At 52.6% G+C, this 16,454-nt stretch carries 10 protein-coding genes; 3 read left to right on the top strand and 7 right to left on the bottom strand.

Translation table 11 applies throughout. The features are described from left to right. The first annotated feature begins 81 nt into the window (after positions 1 to 81). Positions 82 to 1,902, top strand: a complete 1,821-nt coding sequence (locus JT719_RS00045; RefSeq protein WP_207429859.1) for a glycoside hydrolase family 13 protein — start codon at positions 82 to 84, stop codon at positions 1,900 to 1,902. A gap of 137 nt (positions 1,903 to 2,039) precedes the next feature. On the opposite strand, the gene JT719_RS00050 is transcribed toward JT719_RS00045, so the two are convergent. From JT719_RS00050 to JT719_RS00070, 5 genes are all read right to left on the bottom strand, one after another. After that, positions 2,040 to 3,365 carry an MFS transporter gene (locus JT719_RS00050; RefSeq protein ID WP_207429861.1) on the bottom strand — a complete coding sequence of 442 codons (1,326 nt, stop codon included), beginning with the start codon at positions 3,363 to 3,365 and terminating at the stop codon, positions 2,040 to 2,042. A 138-nt stretch (positions 3,366 to 3,503) separates the two neighbouring features. Beyond that, a complete protein-coding gene (locus tag JT719_RS00055) occupies positions 3,504 to 5,267 on the bottom strand; it encodes an alpha-amylase family glycosyl hydrolase (protein ID WP_207433189.1) in 1,764 nt (587 codons plus the stop codon). A 468-nt stretch (positions 5,268 to 5,735) separates the two neighbouring features. Then, complete coding sequence (locus tag JT719_RS00060) at positions 5,736 to 8,054, bottom strand: glycoside hydrolase family 65 protein (RefSeq protein WP_207429863.1); 2,319 nt, start codon at positions 8,052 to 8,054, stop codon at positions 5,736 to 5,738. Positions 8,055 to 8,487: 433 nt separating this feature from the next. Beyond that, positions 8,488 to 9,150, bottom strand: a complete 663-nt coding sequence (gene pgmB / locus JT719_RS00065) for a beta-phosphoglucomutase (protein WP_207429865.1) — start codon at positions 9,148 to 9,150, stop codon at positions 8,488 to 8,490. Between the two features lie 50 nt (positions 9,151 to 9,200). Next, the gene (locus JT719_RS00070) at positions 9,201 to 11,093 is read right to left on the bottom strand and encodes a glycoside hydrolase family 13 protein (protein WP_207429868.1); all 1,893 of its coding nucleotides are present in this window, start codon (positions 11,091 to 11,093) and stop codon (positions 9,201 to 9,203) included. A gap of 292 nt (positions 11,094 to 11,385) precedes the next feature. Between JT719_RS00070 and JT719_RS00075 the strand changes: the two genes are divergently transcribed. Next, positions 11,386 to 12,546 carry an alpha/beta hydrolase gene (locus JT719_RS00075; protein ID WP_207429870.1) on the top strand — a complete coding sequence of 387 codons (1,161 nt, stop codon included), beginning with the start codon at positions 11,386 to 11,388 and terminating at the stop codon, positions 12,544 to 12,546. Positions 12,547 to 12,640: 94 nt separating this feature from the next. Here JT719_RS00075 and JT719_RS00080 read toward each other — a convergent pair whose 3' ends face one another. Further along, positions 12,641 to 12,850, bottom strand: a complete 210-nt coding sequence (locus JT719_RS00080; RefSeq protein ID WP_207429872.1) for a hypothetical protein — start codon at positions 12,848 to 12,850, stop codon at positions 12,641 to 12,643. 295 nt (positions 12,851 to 13,145) lie between these two features. Between JT719_RS00080 and JT719_RS00085 the strand changes: the two genes are divergently transcribed. Beyond that, a complete protein-coding gene (locus JT719_RS00085) occupies positions 13,146 to 14,390 on the top strand; it encodes a glycoside hydrolase family 1 protein (protein WP_207429874.1) in 1,245 nt (414 codons plus the stop codon). A gap of 221 nt (positions 14,391 to 14,611) precedes the next feature. Here the strand turns inward: JT719_RS00085 and JT719_RS00090 are convergent, their stop codons facing one another. Continuing rightward, positions 14,612 to 16,303, bottom strand: coding sequence for a tail fiber domain-containing protein (locus tag JT719_RS00090; RefSeq protein WP_207429876.1), 1,692 nt, complete (start codon positions 16,301 to 16,303; stop codon positions 14,612 to 14,614). Positions 16,304 to 16,454 lie beyond the last annotated feature (151 nt).

Genomic DNA, 16,454 nt, shown 5'->3' on the forward strand with positions numbered 1-16,454 from the left:
ATCCTTTTCTCAGGGCTCTTTCTTTTTCATCATGAGTCTTCCTTAACGAAGTACTTTTTATCTAAGAGAACAACGCATCCTATGAAGAAACTTTTTATTCCGCTGCTTGCTGCTCAGGCCCTGCTTTTCCAACCCGCAGCGGTGTCCGCCCAAAAACCGAAAGACTTCACCCCAGACTGGAGCAAAGGGGTGGTATGGTACCAGATCTTCCCGGATCGGTTTTACAACGGGGATCCCAAAAATGATCCTAAAGTAACCGACCAAGCCGGTGCTTACCCGTTTGACGTCACTTCTCCTTTTGAGATTCATCCTTGGACGAGTGACTGGTACCAGCTGCAGCCGTATGAGCAGAAGAACGGCAAAGACATTTACTTCAACATTCAGCGCCGCCGTTACGGGGGCGATTTGCAGGGCATCATCAACAAGCTGGATTATCTGCAGTCTTTGGGCATCAACGCCATTTACCTGAACCCTATTTTCTGGGCTCCTTCCTCGCACAAGTACGATGCCTTGGCTTATCATCACGTAGACCCTACCTTAGGCCCAGACCCAGAAGGCGACAAAAAGCTGATGGAGCAGGAAAACCCGCTGGATGCCAAAACCTGGGCGTGGACCAGCGCCGATAAACTGGCCTTGAAACTCATTGAGGAGGTGCATAAACGCAACATGTACATCATCTTTGATGGCGTGTTTAACCACATGGGCGTGAACAGCTTCGCCTTCAAAGACGTGCAGAAAAACCAGCAGGCCTCGCCGTACAAAGACTGGTTCATGGTGGAAAGCTGGCGCGATCCGGCCAAAGGCACCGAGTTCAAGTACAAAGGCTGGTTTGGTGTTTCCACCTTGCCTGAATTCAAAGAAGACAACACAGGCATTGTGGCCGGCCCCAAAGAGTACATCTTCAATGCCACCCAACGCTGGATGAACCCCATGGGCAAAGGCATCAAGAACGGCATTGACGGTTGGCGCCTGGATGTGGCCTATGACGTGGGGCACCCGTTCTGGAAAGACTGGCGCAAGTTTGTGCGTAGCATCAACCCCAATGCCTATATGACGGCAGAGCTGGTTTTCTCCATTGAAGAAACCCGGCCTTACCTCAGCGGCGATGAGTTTGACGCCACCATGAACTACAACTTCGCGTTCCTTGTGCATGATTTCTTTATCCAGGAGAAAAAAGCTTCCACCGTCACCCAGTTTGATACCAAGCTGAAGGAACTGCGGGAGGCGTTTGGCGAAGGAGTGGCCCTGAACATGCAGAACCTCATGGACAGCCACGATGCCACCCGTCTGGGCAGTGCCGTCGCCAACCCCGATGGGCTGAAGTTTGGCGACTGGGGCAAGTACTTTAACTGGAGCCAAAAGAGCAACAACAAACAGTACAACGCCCGCAAACCCAATGCCGAGCAACTGCAGAAGCAAAAGCTGATCGCCGCTTTCCAGATTCTTTACCTGGGTTCTCCCATGATCTACTACGGCGATGAGGTAGGCATGTGGGGCGCCAACGACCCGGATTGCCGCAAACCCATGGTGTGGCAGAACCTGAAGTACGAACCCGAGACCCACAACCCAGACCAGACGAAGCATGAGCCCGATCAGGTGGTCTTCAACCAGGACCTGTATAACTGGTACAAAAAGTACATCGGGTTACGCAACCAGTATGCCTCCATCAAGCGGGGGAACTACACCACCCTGGCGGCGGACGATGCGCAGCAACTCTATGCCTTCAGCCGGAAATTAGAGAATGAGGAAGTGATTGTGGTGGTGAACCGCGGTAGCAAACCCGTTTCCTTCAGCCATGACCTGCTCAAGAAAGGCCAGTACAAAGAGGTGTTCTCCAAGAAGCCGATGAAGAGCGTTCAGGTGAAACCCATGGATCTGGTGGTCATCAGCAATAAAGCATAATTGCCTACCGGTTCTTACAGCATTTCAGACCCATTTCCGAGAATCGGTTTTTGGCCTGTTTTCTATAAAACAGTCTAAAAACAGAGAAGCCCGAGACTATGTCCCGGGCTTCTCTGTTTTGGAAAAAGAAAGCTCCGTTAGTCAACTTTCTCATCCACGTCCCGCACCATCAAGGTCATAAAACCGGCCAGGATCATGGAACAGCCGCCTAGCACCAGGGTGTAGATGGACTGACCGTCAAAGATGTTCTTGTTGATGAAATCCAGTAGCGAGCCAGCCACAATCTGCGGAATCACAATAAAGAAGTTGAACACGCCCATGTAGTAGCCCATGCGCTTGGCTGGCAAAGAACCCGCCAGAATAGCGTATGGCATGGACAAAATACTGGCCCACGCAATGCCTACGCCTACCATTGACACCAGCAGCAGTTTAGGATCAGAGATGAAGTACATCGAGATCAAGCCCAAACCCCCGATCACAAGGCAGATCAGGTGCGTCATGCGGCGGCTGGTTTTTTTGGCCAGCGTTGGTAGAAGTAAGGCAAAAACGGCCGAGATTCCGTTGTACACGGCAAAGCAAACGCCTACCCAGTCAGCCCCTTCGTTGTAAAGTTTGGAGGTTGTGTCTGTGGCGCCGTACACGTGGCTAGTAATGGCCGGCGTGGTGAAGATCCACATAGCGAAAAGAGCAAACCAGGTGAAGAACTGCACAAAGGCCAGTTGCAGCATGGTTTTCGGCATTTTGAAAATCCCGAAGAACGTCTCTGAAACGCCTTGCCAGAATGTTGTCTGCTTGTTTTCACGTTCAAATTCTTCCAGGTTTTCGGGTGGGTATTCCTTGGTTTTCACCACCGTCCAGAGCACCGACAGGAAGAACGCCACGCCGCCGCAATAGAACGACCATTTTACCGACGGCGGAATCTCACCGGCTGGGGCGGTATTAGGAATACCTACCCAGTTGTTGAAGATCCAGGGCAGGAGGGAAGCCACTACGGCACCCACGCCAATGAAGAACGTTTGGGCCGCAAAACCGCTGGTGCGCTGGTCAGACGGAAGCAAATCGCCCACCAGGGCACGGAACGGCTCCATGGACACGTTGATGGACGTATCCAGAATCCAGAGCATGCCTACCGCCATCCAAAGCACCGAAGAGTTGGGCATAATCAACAGCGAAAGCGAGGCCAGCAATGCCCCGATCATAAAGAAAGGCTTCCGGCGACCAAACACCGGACTCCAAGTACGGTCACTCAAATAACCGATGATGGGTTGCACCAACAGGCCGGTCACCGGGGCAGCCAGCCAGTAAAGAGCGATCTCGGTGCCGCCCAGTGTTTCAAAGATGCGGCTCACGTTGGCGTTCTGCAACGCGAACCCAAATTGAATCCCCAGAAACCCGAAACTCATGTTCCAGATCTGCCAGAAACTCAGACGGGGTTTGGCTTGCGCCTGTATGGTTTGTGCCATGGGCAAAGATTTAAAGGGTGAAGATTTGTTTGTCGTTCAGTTAAGGCGTTTCTGGAATAATCTCGGTAAATCAGGCCCGAAACGCAAGTCTAAAAAGTAAAACCTGAGAGGTTTTCAAAGCCTCACAGGTTTGGAGATTTATTTGTTCTGCAGCAAAAACACGTGGGCACTCAGCGGCGCCAGCGTGATGCTGGTTTTCACTGAAGGCTGTAATAACAGGGGAGGCGTATCGGTGAGCAGGTCCTGCAAGATGAAGGAGCCTTTGGCCTCTACACCCATGTTTGCCAACGCAGCCGTAGGTAAGGTTAAGGAGTAATTGGCGGCTTCACGGTTGAAGTTCACCAGCACCAACACTCGCTCTTCGGCGGTGTGGCGCAGGTACGCGTACACACCTTTCGGGGCGGAGTTTTCTTCGGCGGTGAGGGCGTAGAATTTACCCTTGCGGATGGCTTCTCGGTTGGTGCTCAGGTTCAGCAGTTTGGTGTAGAACTCGCGGAGGCGTTTCTGGTCTTCGGTGAGCTTACCGCCGTCAAATTTGCCGCCGTTCATCCAGGCTTGGTGCGCCGGAACGCCCCAATAATCAAAGATGGTGGTCCGGCCGTCTTCGCCCTGAAAGCCTTCGTGGCCTTTGCCGGGTTCGCCTACTTCCTGCCCAAAGTACACCATCACCGGACCGCTGCCCAGGGTGGCGCTCACCGTCATGGCTGGTACCGCCGCCCACGGAGTACCCGCGAACTCAGAAGAAGCCAGGCGCTGCTCGTCGTGGTTTTCCAGGAAGCGCAACATGTGGTTGGAGATGCCGCGGCTTTCTTCGCGCCACACTTTGGTGATCTCGGCGGTGTTGCCTTGGCCGCGGTTTTCCATCAGGCGGCGCACGCCATCGTATAAGCCTACTTTGTCATATAGGTAATCAAAACCACCGGTCCTGATGTAGTTGTGGTACTCTTTGGGATTGTAGATCTCGGCAATGAACTTGATGTTTGAGTGCTTGGCTTTCACCTGCGGAATAACCCATGCCCAAAACTCCACGGGCACCATCTCGGCCATGTCGCAGCGAAACCCGTCAGCACCTTTGCCGGCCCAGTACAGCAAAATGTCACGCATCTTACCCCAGGTGTCTGGGGTAGGTGAGAAGTGCTTGGTGCGGTTGTTCTGAATGTCTACTCCGTAGTTCAGCTTCACGGTTTCAAACCAGTCGTTCTCGCTGGGCGAGGCGCTGAACACATCGTTCCCGGTTACCTTGGCTGGATTCTCGTTGAACTTGCTGTCTTCCTGCGGACCCCGGTAGTTGCCGCTCAAAGGATTATAGGTGTTGGGCACTTTCAAGGCCTCGCCGGGAATGTAGTAGAAGTTGTTGCTGGCCTTGAACGAAACGGTTTTATTGTCCTGAGTCCCAAAATCTTCTACCCCGTTGGGTTTGGCGTCTGATCCGTAATAGCGGGCCACGTGGTTGGGCACAAAATCAATGATCATCTTGAGTCCGTTGTTGTGCGTGCGCTGCACTAGAGCCTCAAACTCTTTCATCCGGTTCTTCACGTCCACCGCTAGATCGGGGTTTACGTCATAGTAATCCTTGATGGCGTACGGCGATCCGGCCCGACCTTTCACCACATCGGCATCGTCCAGGTGCACGCCAAACTTGGAGTAGTCGGTCATGAGCGCGTGCTCAATCACGCCGGTGTACCACACGTGCGTGGCGCCCAGTTTCTTGATCTCCTGCAGCGCCTTGTCGGTGATGTCGTTGAACTTGCCCACGCCGTTTTCCTGCAGGGTGCCGTAGGTTTTGTTCAGCGCTTTTTTGTTGCCAAACAGGCGCGTCATCATCTGGTAGATCACCAGTTTATGGTCCTGGATCTCTTCCTCGGTGGTGTTGGGATCAGTGGCGGGGGTAGGTGTTGTCATCACTGGGGCCGATGCTTTTGTTTCTGTTGTGCTGGTGGTAGGTGCCGTAGAAGTGCAGGCTCCCGCCAGTGCGGCTAGCAACACAAAGGAAAGAAACGGTTGTTTATTAGAATTAGGTGTCATGTAGCTTGTATCGGGTGGCAAAAGTTACATTTAAACTGGCGCGAGTCTCCAGACTCGTGCCTGACGGTAGGGGGAGTCTCCAGACTCCCGGCTTTTTACAAGAGTTTGGTCAAAGCTCCCTGGCCCGGGTACGTAGGGAGTCTGGAGACTCCAGTCATCCTTTGTCACGAGACTTCAGTCTCGCGCCAGTGGTTTTCTGATTTAGGCCTGATTTCTGTAAATCAGGCCTAAAATAGAAGTTGAGGTATGCTACTACTATGGAGCGGATTTACTTCCGTGACTTCTACTTTACATTAATCACGGAAGTAAATCCGCTCCATAGTAGAAAGGTTACCTTTTGAAATATTATACCAATTGGTGCGCAAACTCACCTTTGGCGTTTGCCTCAATGGTCTGCGGTTGGTCAAACACGTTCAGCGTGATGGCTTTCTCCGCCTGATTCTCAATGGTCACGCTATCTTTGGTCACTTTGATGTTGAGAAGATGCCCACGGAAGCGGATTTTAAAGGAATAAGAAGTCCAACCGGACGGGATGAATGGGTTGAAAAACAGCTGGTTATTGCGCACGCGCATACCCCCGAAGCCTTGCACCACCGACATCCAGGTACCGGCCATACTTGTGATATGGCAACCGTCCTCGGTGTCGTTGTTGTAGTCGTCCAGATCCAGGCGGGCTGTGCGGAGGTAGAACTCGTAGGCGCGCTGCTCATCGCCTAATTTGGCAGCTAGAATGGAGTGCACACATGGCGAAAGTGAAGACTCATGCACGGTACGCGGCTCGTAGAAGTCAAAGTTCCTCCGGATGGTGTCCAAATCATAACGGTCCTCGAAGAGGTAGATGCCTTGCAGCACATCGGCCTGTTTGATGAACACCGAGCGCAGGATTCTGTCCCAAGACCATTTCTGGTTCAATGGACGGTCCATCGGGTCAAGGTCCTTCACCAGGGTCTGTTCTTTGTCCAGGAAGCCGTCTTGCTGCAAGAAAATGCCTTGTTCCTCGTCTACCGGGTAGTACATGTTGTCAATCACGTGCTGCCATTTTGCCGTTTCCTTCTCCACGTTCAAGTTCATTTTCTGCACCAGTTCTGCGTAGCGGGTTGCATCTGCGTTCTGCACGTGTTGCAGCGCTTTGAGCGTGTATTCCAACGTCCAGGTGGCGATGGTGCTGGTGTACCAGTTATTGTTGACGTTGTTCTCGTACTCGTTCGGGCCGGTCACGCCCAGCATCACGTACTGGTTTTTGGCCGCCGACCAGTTCACGCGCTGCGCCCAGAAGCGGGAGATGCCCACCAGCACTTCCAGGCCGTACTCGGCCAGGTAACTGTCATCGCCGGTGTAGCGGATGTAGTCATGGATGGCGTGCGCGATAGCGCCGTTACGGTGGATTTCCTCAAAAGTGATTTCCCACTCGTTGTGGCATTCCTCGCCGTTAATGGTCACCATGGGGTACAGCGCGGCCCCACCGGTGAAGCCTAATTTCTCGGCGTTTTCAATGGCTTTCTGTAGGTGTTTGTAACGGTATACCAGCAGGTTGCGGGCTACTTGCGGATCGGCAGTGGCTAGGTAGAATGGCAGGCAGTACGCCTCGGTGTCCCAATACGTGGTTCCGCCGTATTTCTCACCAGTGAAGCCTTTCGGACCGATGTTCAGACGCTCATCTTCGCCGGTGTAGGTCTGGTTCAGTTGGAAAATGTTGAATCGGATGCCTTGCTGGGCAGTGGCATCGCCCTCAATCATAATGTCGCTTTCTTCCCACTTGGCGGCCCACGCTTCGGCTTGTTCCTGCAGCATCTGCTCAAAGCCTTTCTCTGTAGCCGCGGCCAGTACCTTTTTGGTGTTGGTTAGCAAATCTTCCTTAGGATGGTTCTCCGAGGAAAGGTTTGCGGCATATTTATACAACACTGTTTCCTGACCTTCCTGCACCGGAAGCTCAAAGGTGGAAGCAATGTATTTGGTGCGCTCTTCAGGGGTGGCGTTTACTTCCACCGCCTGACCGTTCTGCATGACCACAAACCTCTGGCCGGTGCACACGTGGAAGAACGTTTTCTTGGTTTCGGCGATCACGTAGCCTTCGGTAGGCTGTGCATCTTGCAAGATTTCGTTCCAGAACTTCTCGTCGTAGTTGGAATCAGCGTTCATGATGTCGGCGTCCACGTACGGGGTGAGGGTGAGGGTACCGCTGAAGTTCACCGGCGTGATGCTGTAGCGGATGGCGCCTACTTCATCGTCCACGATGCTGGTAAACCGCTTGGCGTTTACGCGCACCTGTTTGCCGCTGGTCAGCTGAGCCGTGAACGTACGCTCCAACCAACCTTCGCGCATGTTCAGCTCGCGGCGGAACTCCAGTACCTGGCAGTGGTGCAGGTCCAGGGTTTCGCCGTCTACTTTCACGTCAATGCCGATCCAGTTGGCGGCGTTCAGTACCTTGGCGAAGTACTCTGGATAGCCGTTCTTCCACCAGCCCACGCGGGTTTTGTCTGGGTAGTACACGCCGGCCACGTAATTGCCTTGCAGCGTCTCGCCGGAGAATGCCTCTTCAAAGTTTGCGCGCTGGCCCATGCGGCCGTTGCCTAAACTGAAAACGCTCTCGGTGATCTGGTTATAATGCGGGTGGAATCCTTCTTCAATGATAGACCACTCATCTACGGTAAGGTATTGTTTCATAATCGTTCGTATCAAGTATCAAGACACACGTATCAGGACTTATTTTCTATATTCTGGTTTTCTGTTTCAAAGCCGGTTTCTGGAAAACAGCCTCAAAATGGATTTACTTATAGGTACTTCTTCGTCCCCCTTTGAAGGGGGTAGGGGGATGATTGCTTTAGCAGATTTTCACTACCAAGAAATACATTTCTATTTTATGGCGCGGAAGTTACTTCCGTGCCTTATGGAAACTTTTTCGGAAGTCACGGAAGTAACTTCCGCGCCATAGTCATCAAATGATTTAATTCCAGAGATTCATTCTTGCTTATCTTAGCTGTAGCTTTTCGGTTCTTCAAACGGCCTTCATCCCCCAACCCCCTTCAAAGGGGGACAATCTGCATGCCCGGTTGTTTTTTGTTTTGAGGCTGTTTTTTGAAAAAAGCCTCAATATGGGTTAAGCTTTCTGCTCTAATGTGTGCAGGCGTTCTACGGTCATCTCGGTCATGTCTTTCACCACGATGTCGGCTTGCGTTAACACCTCTGGCTGGCCAACGCCTACGCACAGCATGCCTCCGTTTTTGGCGGCTTCCACGCCAGCTACAGCGTCTTCAAACACCACGCATTCTTCTGGCTGCACGCCCAATGCTTCGGCGCCTTTCAGGAATACCTCTGGGTGGGGCTTGCCGTTGACCACGTGACGGCCGTCAATGATGGCGTCAAAGTAGGGGAGCAGCTCGGTGCGCTCCAGGATGAGTTGGGCGTTTTTGCTCGCCGATCCCAAGGCGATTTTGATGCCTTCGGCTTTGAGGGCTTTCAGGAAATCCACCACGCCGGGCAGGATCTCGTCTGGGGTCATTTTGGCTACATCCAGCAGGTACTCGGTGTTTTTCTGCTCGCAGAGGGCCAGCATTTTCTCCTGCTCCATGGTCTGGTTGCCGATCTCCAGGATGATCTCCAGGGAACGGACGCGGCTCACGCCTTTGAGACGCTCATTGTCGTGCTCGGTGAAATCAATGCCGAGGGTCTGGGCCAGTTGGCGCCACGCTTTAAAATGGTACACGGCGGTGTCAACCAGTACGCCGTCAAGGTCAAAAAGGCAAGCTTTAATGGTACTCATATTTTCTCTTCGTTTTTCCGGGGTTTTGAGGAATTGGGGTGTAAAACGGGCTATTTCTGCAGTTCCAGTACCAGAGCGGTTTTAGCCGGAATCTTGATGTTGGCCAAGTTGCTCAGGTTCTGATCTGAAAGTACGTTGCGGGCTTTGGTGAAGCCGTTCATGCGCTCCGTAAACCGCTCGGTTTTCAGGTCTACTTCTTTGTCGGTGGAGTTGGTGGCTACCATAACCGTTTTGGAATCATCGTAGCGGAAGTACACGTAGGTACCTTCCTGCGGCACAAACTGCATGAGTTTGCCCGAGTGCAGGGCCGGAGTGACTTTGCGGTAATTGGCCAGTTTCTTCACAAAGTTGAAGGCCTCGTTCTCACGGGCGTTCCGGCCAGCGGCGGTGAACTTGTTTTCCTTGTCACCGGCAAAGCCGCCGGGGAAATCCTTGCGCACCTCCGCGTCTGACGGGTCTTTGAAGTTCTTCATCAGAATTTCGGTGCCGTAGTACAAAGAAGGAATGCCGCGGGTGGTGAGCATCCAGGTGAGGCCCATTTTGTACTTATTGAAATCCTCACCAATCACGGAGAAATAGCGGTTCATGTCGTGGTTGTCAAGGAAAGTGACCAGTTTCATGGGGTCCTGGTACACGGCGTCCTGGGCCAAAACCTGGTGCACTTTGCTCACGCCTTCGTCCCAGCCGAAGTTCTGGTTCAGGGCATCGTTCATGGCGGTCCAGAGCACGAAATCCAGGGTGCCGGGCTGGTTGCTCTTGAAGGGGAAGTTGATGTTGTTGCGGGTAAAACGCGACTGCGCGATGACGTTGTTCACCCAGGACTCCCCGAAGATGTGGATGTTAGGGTACTCGTCCAATAACTCCTGGTTGCAGCGGTTCATGAAGGCATCATCATTATACATATAGGTATCAATGCGCCAGGCATCCACGCCAAAGTTTTCTACGGTCCAGAGGGCGTGCTGAATGAGGTAATTGGCCATGAAGGGGTTGTTCTGGTTCAGGTCGGGCATGTGGGGCACGAACCAACCGTTCATCATCACGGTCCAGTCGGCTTTAGAGGCGTGCGGGTCAATGATGGCCTGGAACTTGTGTGACGTGTTGGTGTAAGTTGGGAACTGGTGCACCCAGTCTTTAGACGGCATGTCTTTGATAAACCAGTGATTGATGCCCACGTGGTTGTACACGGCATCCTGCACTACTTTCATGCCTTTGGCGTGCGCCGCCTGCACCAATTTCTTATAGGCCTCATTCCCCCCGAAGCGCTTGTCTACGGCATAATGGTCAGTGAACGCGTAGCCGTGATAGGCGCTGCGCATCGCCCCGCCTTCATCGGTCAGGGGTTGGTTGTTCTCAATGACAGGGTTCAACCACAGAGCCGTTGCGCCTAGTTCTTCAATGTAGTTCAGGTGGTTCAGGATGCCCTGTATGTCGCCTCCGTGCCGCAGGAAAGGATTGTTCCGGTCGGCCTGGGTGTCGGCCATGTCCTTGAACTTGTCGTTTTTGGGATCACCGTTAGAGAAACGATCGGGCAGCACTAAATAGATGAAATCAGCGGAAGTGGCACCCTGGCCTTTGGGCTGCTGATCACGGGCTTTCAGTTCATATTTGCGGTTGAGTTTCTGGTTGCCGCTGCGGCCGCTGATGGTAAAGGTCCCGGGTTTGGTGTTGGGCGCGATGGTCAGATCCAGGAAGGCATAGTTGGGGTTCTCCACTTTGTGCGTTTCCACCAGTTTCACGCCAGGGTAATCGATTGAATAGGCCAGAGAACCGGCATTTGGGCCATATACCAGCAATTGGAGGCTCTGGTTTTTCATGCCCACCCACCAGTTAGTTGGGTCCACGCGGGTAATGGAGGCTTTTTGCTGGGCCTGGGTTGAATAAGAAAAGATAAGAATGCTTAGGAAAGCAATTCCTTTCGCTAGAAAATTGGAGTGGTGCTTCATAAGGTCAAGAATCAACTTTACTTCAGATTTGCAAAGTATTGTGGTTCAGGTAAGTACCAGCAAGAGGTTTGTGGCAGAAGTTCTCTAGGCTGTTGTCTCCAACTTTCCATGTAGAGCCTGTTTTGGCAGAAACTGCCTTAAAACTTCTGAGGCTAAAAGGTAAGTTCTTCACCCCCAAACAATACCTGTGCTAGTTAATTCTGAGACTATTGTTAATATTGCAAAATCATGGAGGTAAATCTACACTTTTTTAATTAAGAAATCGATTTCCTAGTTTTAAAAATGCCAAAATATGAAATGTTCTAAAGGGTTTTCCAGCGTTTTGGGCCTGTTTTTCCTTTTTAAGGGGTTAAACGCTGAGGCTCAGGTCACTATTGAGATTGAGAAAGTACCCCAGAAAACGCCCAAAGAGGATACCCTGTACCTGGCCGGAAACGCCAACAACTGGAATCCCCGGCACCCAAACTTCGCGTTCAGGAAAGCCGCCAACAACCGGTACTACCTGACCCTCCCGGCGGGCGAAGGTGAGTTGGAGTACAAAATCACCCGGGGCGATTGGGAAAAAGGAGAGACCCTGGCCAACGGAGCCGGTAGGGGAAACAGAGCGTTCAAGCCAAAGTCCGATAAAGACACCATGCGGATTCAGGTAGAGAACTGGCAGGATAATTTCGCCTCGGCGGGGAAAGCGCATACCGCTACCTCCAATTTGCTGGTGATGAACAACAACTTCTGGATGCCGCAGCTGCAAAAATCCCGCAGAATCTGGTTGTACCTGCCACCCAATTACGCTACCTCGGGTAAAAAGTACCCGGTGTTGTACATGCATGACGGGCAGAACCTGTTTGATGCCTTTTACAGCTACAGCGGCGAATGGGGCGTGGATGAAACCCTGAACAAGCTGTTCCAAACCGAAGGCCGCGAAGTGATTGTGGTGGGCATTGACAACGGCGGCGAAGAACGGATGAACGAGTACACGCCCTGGGTCAATGCCAAATACGGCGGCGGCAAAGGCGATGCCTACGTGGATTTTCTGGCGCAAACCTTAAAACCGTACATAGACGCGCATTACCGCACCTTGCCCGGACCAGAACACACTGGGGTAGCCGGCAGCTCCATGGGCGGTTTGATTTCCCTGTACGCCGCGTTGAAGTATCCGGAGATATATGGCAAGGCAGGGGTTTTCTCTCCCGCTTTCTGGGTTTCGCCGGAGTTCTATGAATATGCGGCTAAAACAAAACCAGCTAAGAACCTGAAGCTGTATATGATGGCCGGAGCTCTGGAGGGAGAGCAGATGGTGCCCGATATGGCTCGCATGCGTGATCTGCTCCTGAAGCAAGGCCTGAAGCCCGCGTCTTTAAAGTACCAGGTGCACGAAGACGGGAAACACAACGAGGCCTTCTGGCAGCGGGAGTTTCCGGGTGTTTTCCGGTGGCTGTTCTCTTCCCGGAAGTAAATATTGCTACCACCAGCAAAAGGGCCGTTTACGTGCTGTTTAGAGAAAAACAGCACGTAAACGGCCCTTTTGTTTGCAGTCTAAAATAACTGGTCTACTGGCTTCCGCCTCCGGTGGTTGAGTTGGTCTGGGTGGTGTCTTCCAGGTTCAAGGAGTCTAAGCCGCCGTCGGCACCTTCCACCAGGTCTTCGGTGTTGGTGTTGCCCGTTTTCTCAGTGGCACCTGGTTTGTCTTCGCCGCCGCAAGAGGCCAGCCCTGCACACAGCGCAAGGGCCAGCAGTTTGGTCATGATGATCTTTTTCATAGTTTTTGTAGTATAGTAAGGTGTGTAATTCGCTGTACGGTAATAAGTACCTGTTCTTTGTACGGAATTTAGGCAGCAGGGTAGAAGGTGTAAGTATTTTCCCGCTAAGAGCATCTGATGATACCTGGATTTTCCGTCCCTGAAAGAAGTCATTTTACTGCGGAGAATTGATTGGAACGATCCTTTCTTCCTTGAATTTGGGAATTTTAGGCGGGACCGGGGTTAAAGGAAATTTTTGTTTCCGGATAGGATTACCAGAATAAGAGCTTTTCTGAAGGATATAAATCTGACCTCTATGGCACAGCGCCCCGGTATTTTCCCTACGTTCTTCATCTCGGGTTTTGAGTGTTCCACCTTTCTTTGGAAAGACAGAAAGCGCCGCAACCTGGTGGCCGAAACCCAGCACGATAGGTTTGTGCAGCAAGACTACGCACTGCTGCACAAACTGGGGATTGCCGTCTGCCGGGAGGGGATTCCCTGGCCCTTCGTAGACAAGGGAGGTACCTATGATTTCTCCTGCATAGACCCCATGCTGGAAGCCATGCGGCAGCACAAAATCCTGCCCATCTGGGACCTGTGCCACTACGGCTACCCAGATGACCTGGACCCTTTCAGCCCTGAGTTCACCCACCGTTTCGCGGCCTACTGCAAAGCCGCCGCCGAGTACGTGACCCCTAAACTTCCCGGTCCTTACTTCTTCACGCCCATCAATGAAATCACGTTCTTTTCTTTTTGCGGCGGGGAATGGGGCTGGGTGGCTCCTTACAAAAAGACCAAAGAAGACCGTTTCAAGTTACGAATAGACTTGTGCCAGGCCGCCATTGCCGGAGTGAAAGCCATCAGGGAAGTGGTCCCGGAGGCGCGGATGGTCCACATTGATCCCCTGGTGCAGGTGGTGGCCCCCAAAGACCGGCCCGACCTGGAGGCTGCCGCTTGGCACGAAACGTACGTAGACACGTTCCTGGCCTGGGACATCATAGCTGGCAAAGAGCACCCTGAGTTGGGCGGCTCCCCTGAAATCCTGGACATTGTGGGCGCCAATAACTATTCCTTCGGGCAGATGGAGTACCGGGAGCAGGGACCGCACCAGGCGCTTCCGCCAGATGATGACCGCATCAAACCGCTTTGTGATCTGCTGCACCTGGTCTGGGAACGCTATCAACGGCCCATGATCATAGGGGAAACCAGCGGCCTGAAAGACGGTAGGGAAGAATGGCTCCGCGATATCATGGATGAGTCCTTGGCGGCGGTGGACGCGGGCATAGACCTGCACGGGGTCTGCCTGTTCCCCGCCGTAGACATGCCCGACTGGCACACCGGCGAGTGGCTGCACAACGGCATCTGTGACCTGGTACCCGAGGGCGAAATCCTGAGGCGGGTGGAGTTCGAACCCTACATTGCTGAGCTGCGCAGATGGCAGAAAGAACTGAACCGCGTCACCGCCCTGGACGAAAACCCCTTCAATGATCCTGTGGAGCTGCAGGACGTGATTGATGCCGCTAAACGCTTAAAGAAGCAACCTGATAAAAACTGGAGCTGAATTGTTAAAGGGCAAGGCATCTTTCCTCCAACGGAAACGCGCGAGAATATCTTCTTTCCCTCTGATTTGGGGCTGTTTTCAGAATTAGGCGCAAAAACGGAACAGATAAACTTTCTTAAAAGGAGGAATCAACTTTTGTTATCTCCCTGATTGATGAAGACAAAAGAAAAGGCTGTACCGTTAAGAACAGCCTTCTCTTTTCAATAGTAATTTGCCTCAAATCATCGGGTTACCATCATGTGCTTGGAGGCGGCCATTTTGCCGTTGACAGTCAAAGTATAGATATAATTGCCGGGCTGCAAGTCACTGGCATTCATCTGTACATTTCCCGTAGCCGGGGCAGAGACCGTTTTGACCAGTTTTCCGGAAGTTGCCTCATAAACGTGGATCTGGGCCTGAGCCCCGGCGGGTATCTTGTACCGGAACGTGGTGCTCTGATCTACCGGGTTTGGTTGGTTCTGTTCCAAGGAGATTCCGCTGGAGCCCGTACCGGGTAGCCCATCGCACTTACTGCCTAATTGGGCCTCCAACTGGGCAATCCTTCCGGAAAGGGAAGCGATGGTCTGTTGCTGTTCCTGCATGGCTTGCTGCTGTTCCTGCATCACTTGCTGTTGCTCCTGCATCGCCTTGATGAGAAGGGGAATGAACTGGCTGTAGTTAACTCCCTTCACCCGTACGGTCTCTTTTTTGATTTCCTTCAGGTCTGACCTTTGTGAGATTTTCCCTTTAGGAGTGCCGTTGGTAGTCTCACCAGGGTTCTTCAAAACCAAGGGAGCTTCCTTGACCAGGTTAGGCAGGACTTTTTCCACCTCCTGAGCTACCAGCCCATAATGGCTTCCGTTTGGCAGGCCCAACCGGGCGTTTTGGTTTTCCTGGCTGAACTCGTACTGCACAGGTTTCAGTTGGTTTAAAATTTCCATGGCCGCGCCCACCTCCTGCACATTCTTCCTGAGGGAATTATCACCTACTTCAAAGCTTCCGGAAATGAAGACATCTCCTTGAAATACAGCCGCATAATCATTGAACACTGAGGAGGCGTAAAGACCTATTCCGTAATTGGAAGTGAAATATCCGGCAAATCCTGCTTCGCTTTCTCCCTTAACGCCACTCCCAGAGGAACTGTACCCGTGCACACCAATATTATCACCGGTGCTGTAAACGCCCGTATTCAAGGCACTGCTTCTGATGCCAAAAACCTCACTTTCCGCTTCAATCCCAATAAACCCACCAGTGGCATAGACTCCGGTTCCAAGAGGGTACCCGCCAAGGGCGTAAAGGCCATACCCGTACGCATCCGTGGCCCAGGCCCTGACTCCAATGTTTTTGCTCTGGGCATCAAGCCCAATACTGTCCCCGTAACTGTGGATGCCAATTCCATTAGGGCCGGCGTGGCTAGTCAGCCCGGTTCCTCGTTGGTTCGTTGCCTCTGCAACAATGCCCAATTGGCTTCCCGCGGCGCGGATCCCGATGCTGGGGGAGGAACCTCCAACGGCCGAGACATACAGTTTATAATTCAGGTCTGGCGGCGCTGCGCCAATGCCTACGCTTCCATTGACCATTAAGCCGTTTGGGGGCGGAGTGGCATCGAAACCAACGCTCAGCCCTCCGTTGCGGTGCGACAGCAGCTTGGTGGCATTATTGAGGGTAACCCGCAGCGGATCTACCGTTGTGCCACTATTGATCTGCAACTTAGAAAGGGGTGAGGTGGTGCCAATCCCAACTAAACCGTTGGCCATAATCCGCATTCTTTCGGCGTTGTTGGTGAAGAGCCGGAGGTTTACGCCATTGGTGGTGCCCAACTTGGCAGAGCCAGCGTTGCTGTTCCCCGCCAGGCTCCAGTAGGGTGCTGTGTTCTGGGCGATGGCAACCGTAAGGGTGAGCAGCGCCAGAAAAGTAAGTAGAATCTTTTTCATGGTTTGGGGTAGGTTTGAAGAAATAGGGCTGAAAACCGAAAGCAGGAAAGACCGGGCAGAAGCCGGGCTTTGCGGGGGAATGGAGGAGGAAGGAACAGGAGTTCACCTGTCCAGTTCAAAATCACAGAGCAGAGATGAGTAGCAAATTCCT

This window comes from Sabulibacter ruber (assembly GCF_017355955.1).
Lineage (GTDB): Bacteria > Bacteroidota > Bacteroidia > Cytophagales > Hymenobacteraceae > Nibribacter > Nibribacter ruber_A.

What these genes read in the sequence shown, in the direction of transcription:
- JT719_RS00045 (WP_207429859.1), top strand. Translation starts at nt 82, where the DNA reads ATGAAGAAACTTTTTATTCCGCTGCTTGCTGCTCAGGCCCTGCTTTTC.
- JT719_RS00050 (WP_207429861.1), bottom strand. Translation starts at nt 3,365, where the DNA reads ATGGCACAAACCATACAGGCGCAAGCCAAACCCCGTCTGAGTTTCTGG.
- JT719_RS00055 (WP_207433189.1), bottom strand. Translation starts at nt 5,267, where the DNA reads ATGACAACACCTACCCCCGCCACTGATCCCAACACCACCGAGGAAGAG.
- JT719_RS00060 (WP_207429863.1), bottom strand. Translation starts at nt 8,054, where the DNA reads ATGAAACAATACCTTACCGTAGATGAGTGGTCTATCATTGAAGAAGGA.
- pgmB (WP_207429865.1), bottom strand. Translation starts at nt 9,150, where the DNA reads ATGAGTACCATTAAAGCTTGCCTTTTTGACCTTGACGGCGTACTGGTT.
- JT719_RS00070 (WP_207429868.1), bottom strand. Translation starts at nt 11,093, where the DNA reads ATGAAGCACCACTCCAATTTTCTAGCGAAAGGAATTGCTTTCCTAAGC.
- JT719_RS00075 (WP_207429870.1), top strand. Translation starts at nt 11,386, where the DNA reads ATGAAATGTTCTAAAGGGTTTTCCAGCGTTTTGGGCCTGTTTTTCCTT.
- JT719_RS00080 (WP_207429872.1), bottom strand. Translation starts at nt 12,850, where the DNA reads ATGAAAAAGATCATCATGACCAAACTGCTGGCCCTTGCGCTGTGTGCA.
- JT719_RS00085 (WP_207429874.1), top strand. Translation starts at nt 13,146, where the DNA reads ATGGCACAGCGCCCCGGTATTTTCCCTACGTTCTTCATCTCGGGTTTT.
- JT719_RS00090 (WP_207429876.1), bottom strand. Translation starts at nt 16,303, where the DNA reads ATGAAAAAGATTCTACTTACTTTTCTGGCGCTGCTCACCCTTACGGTT.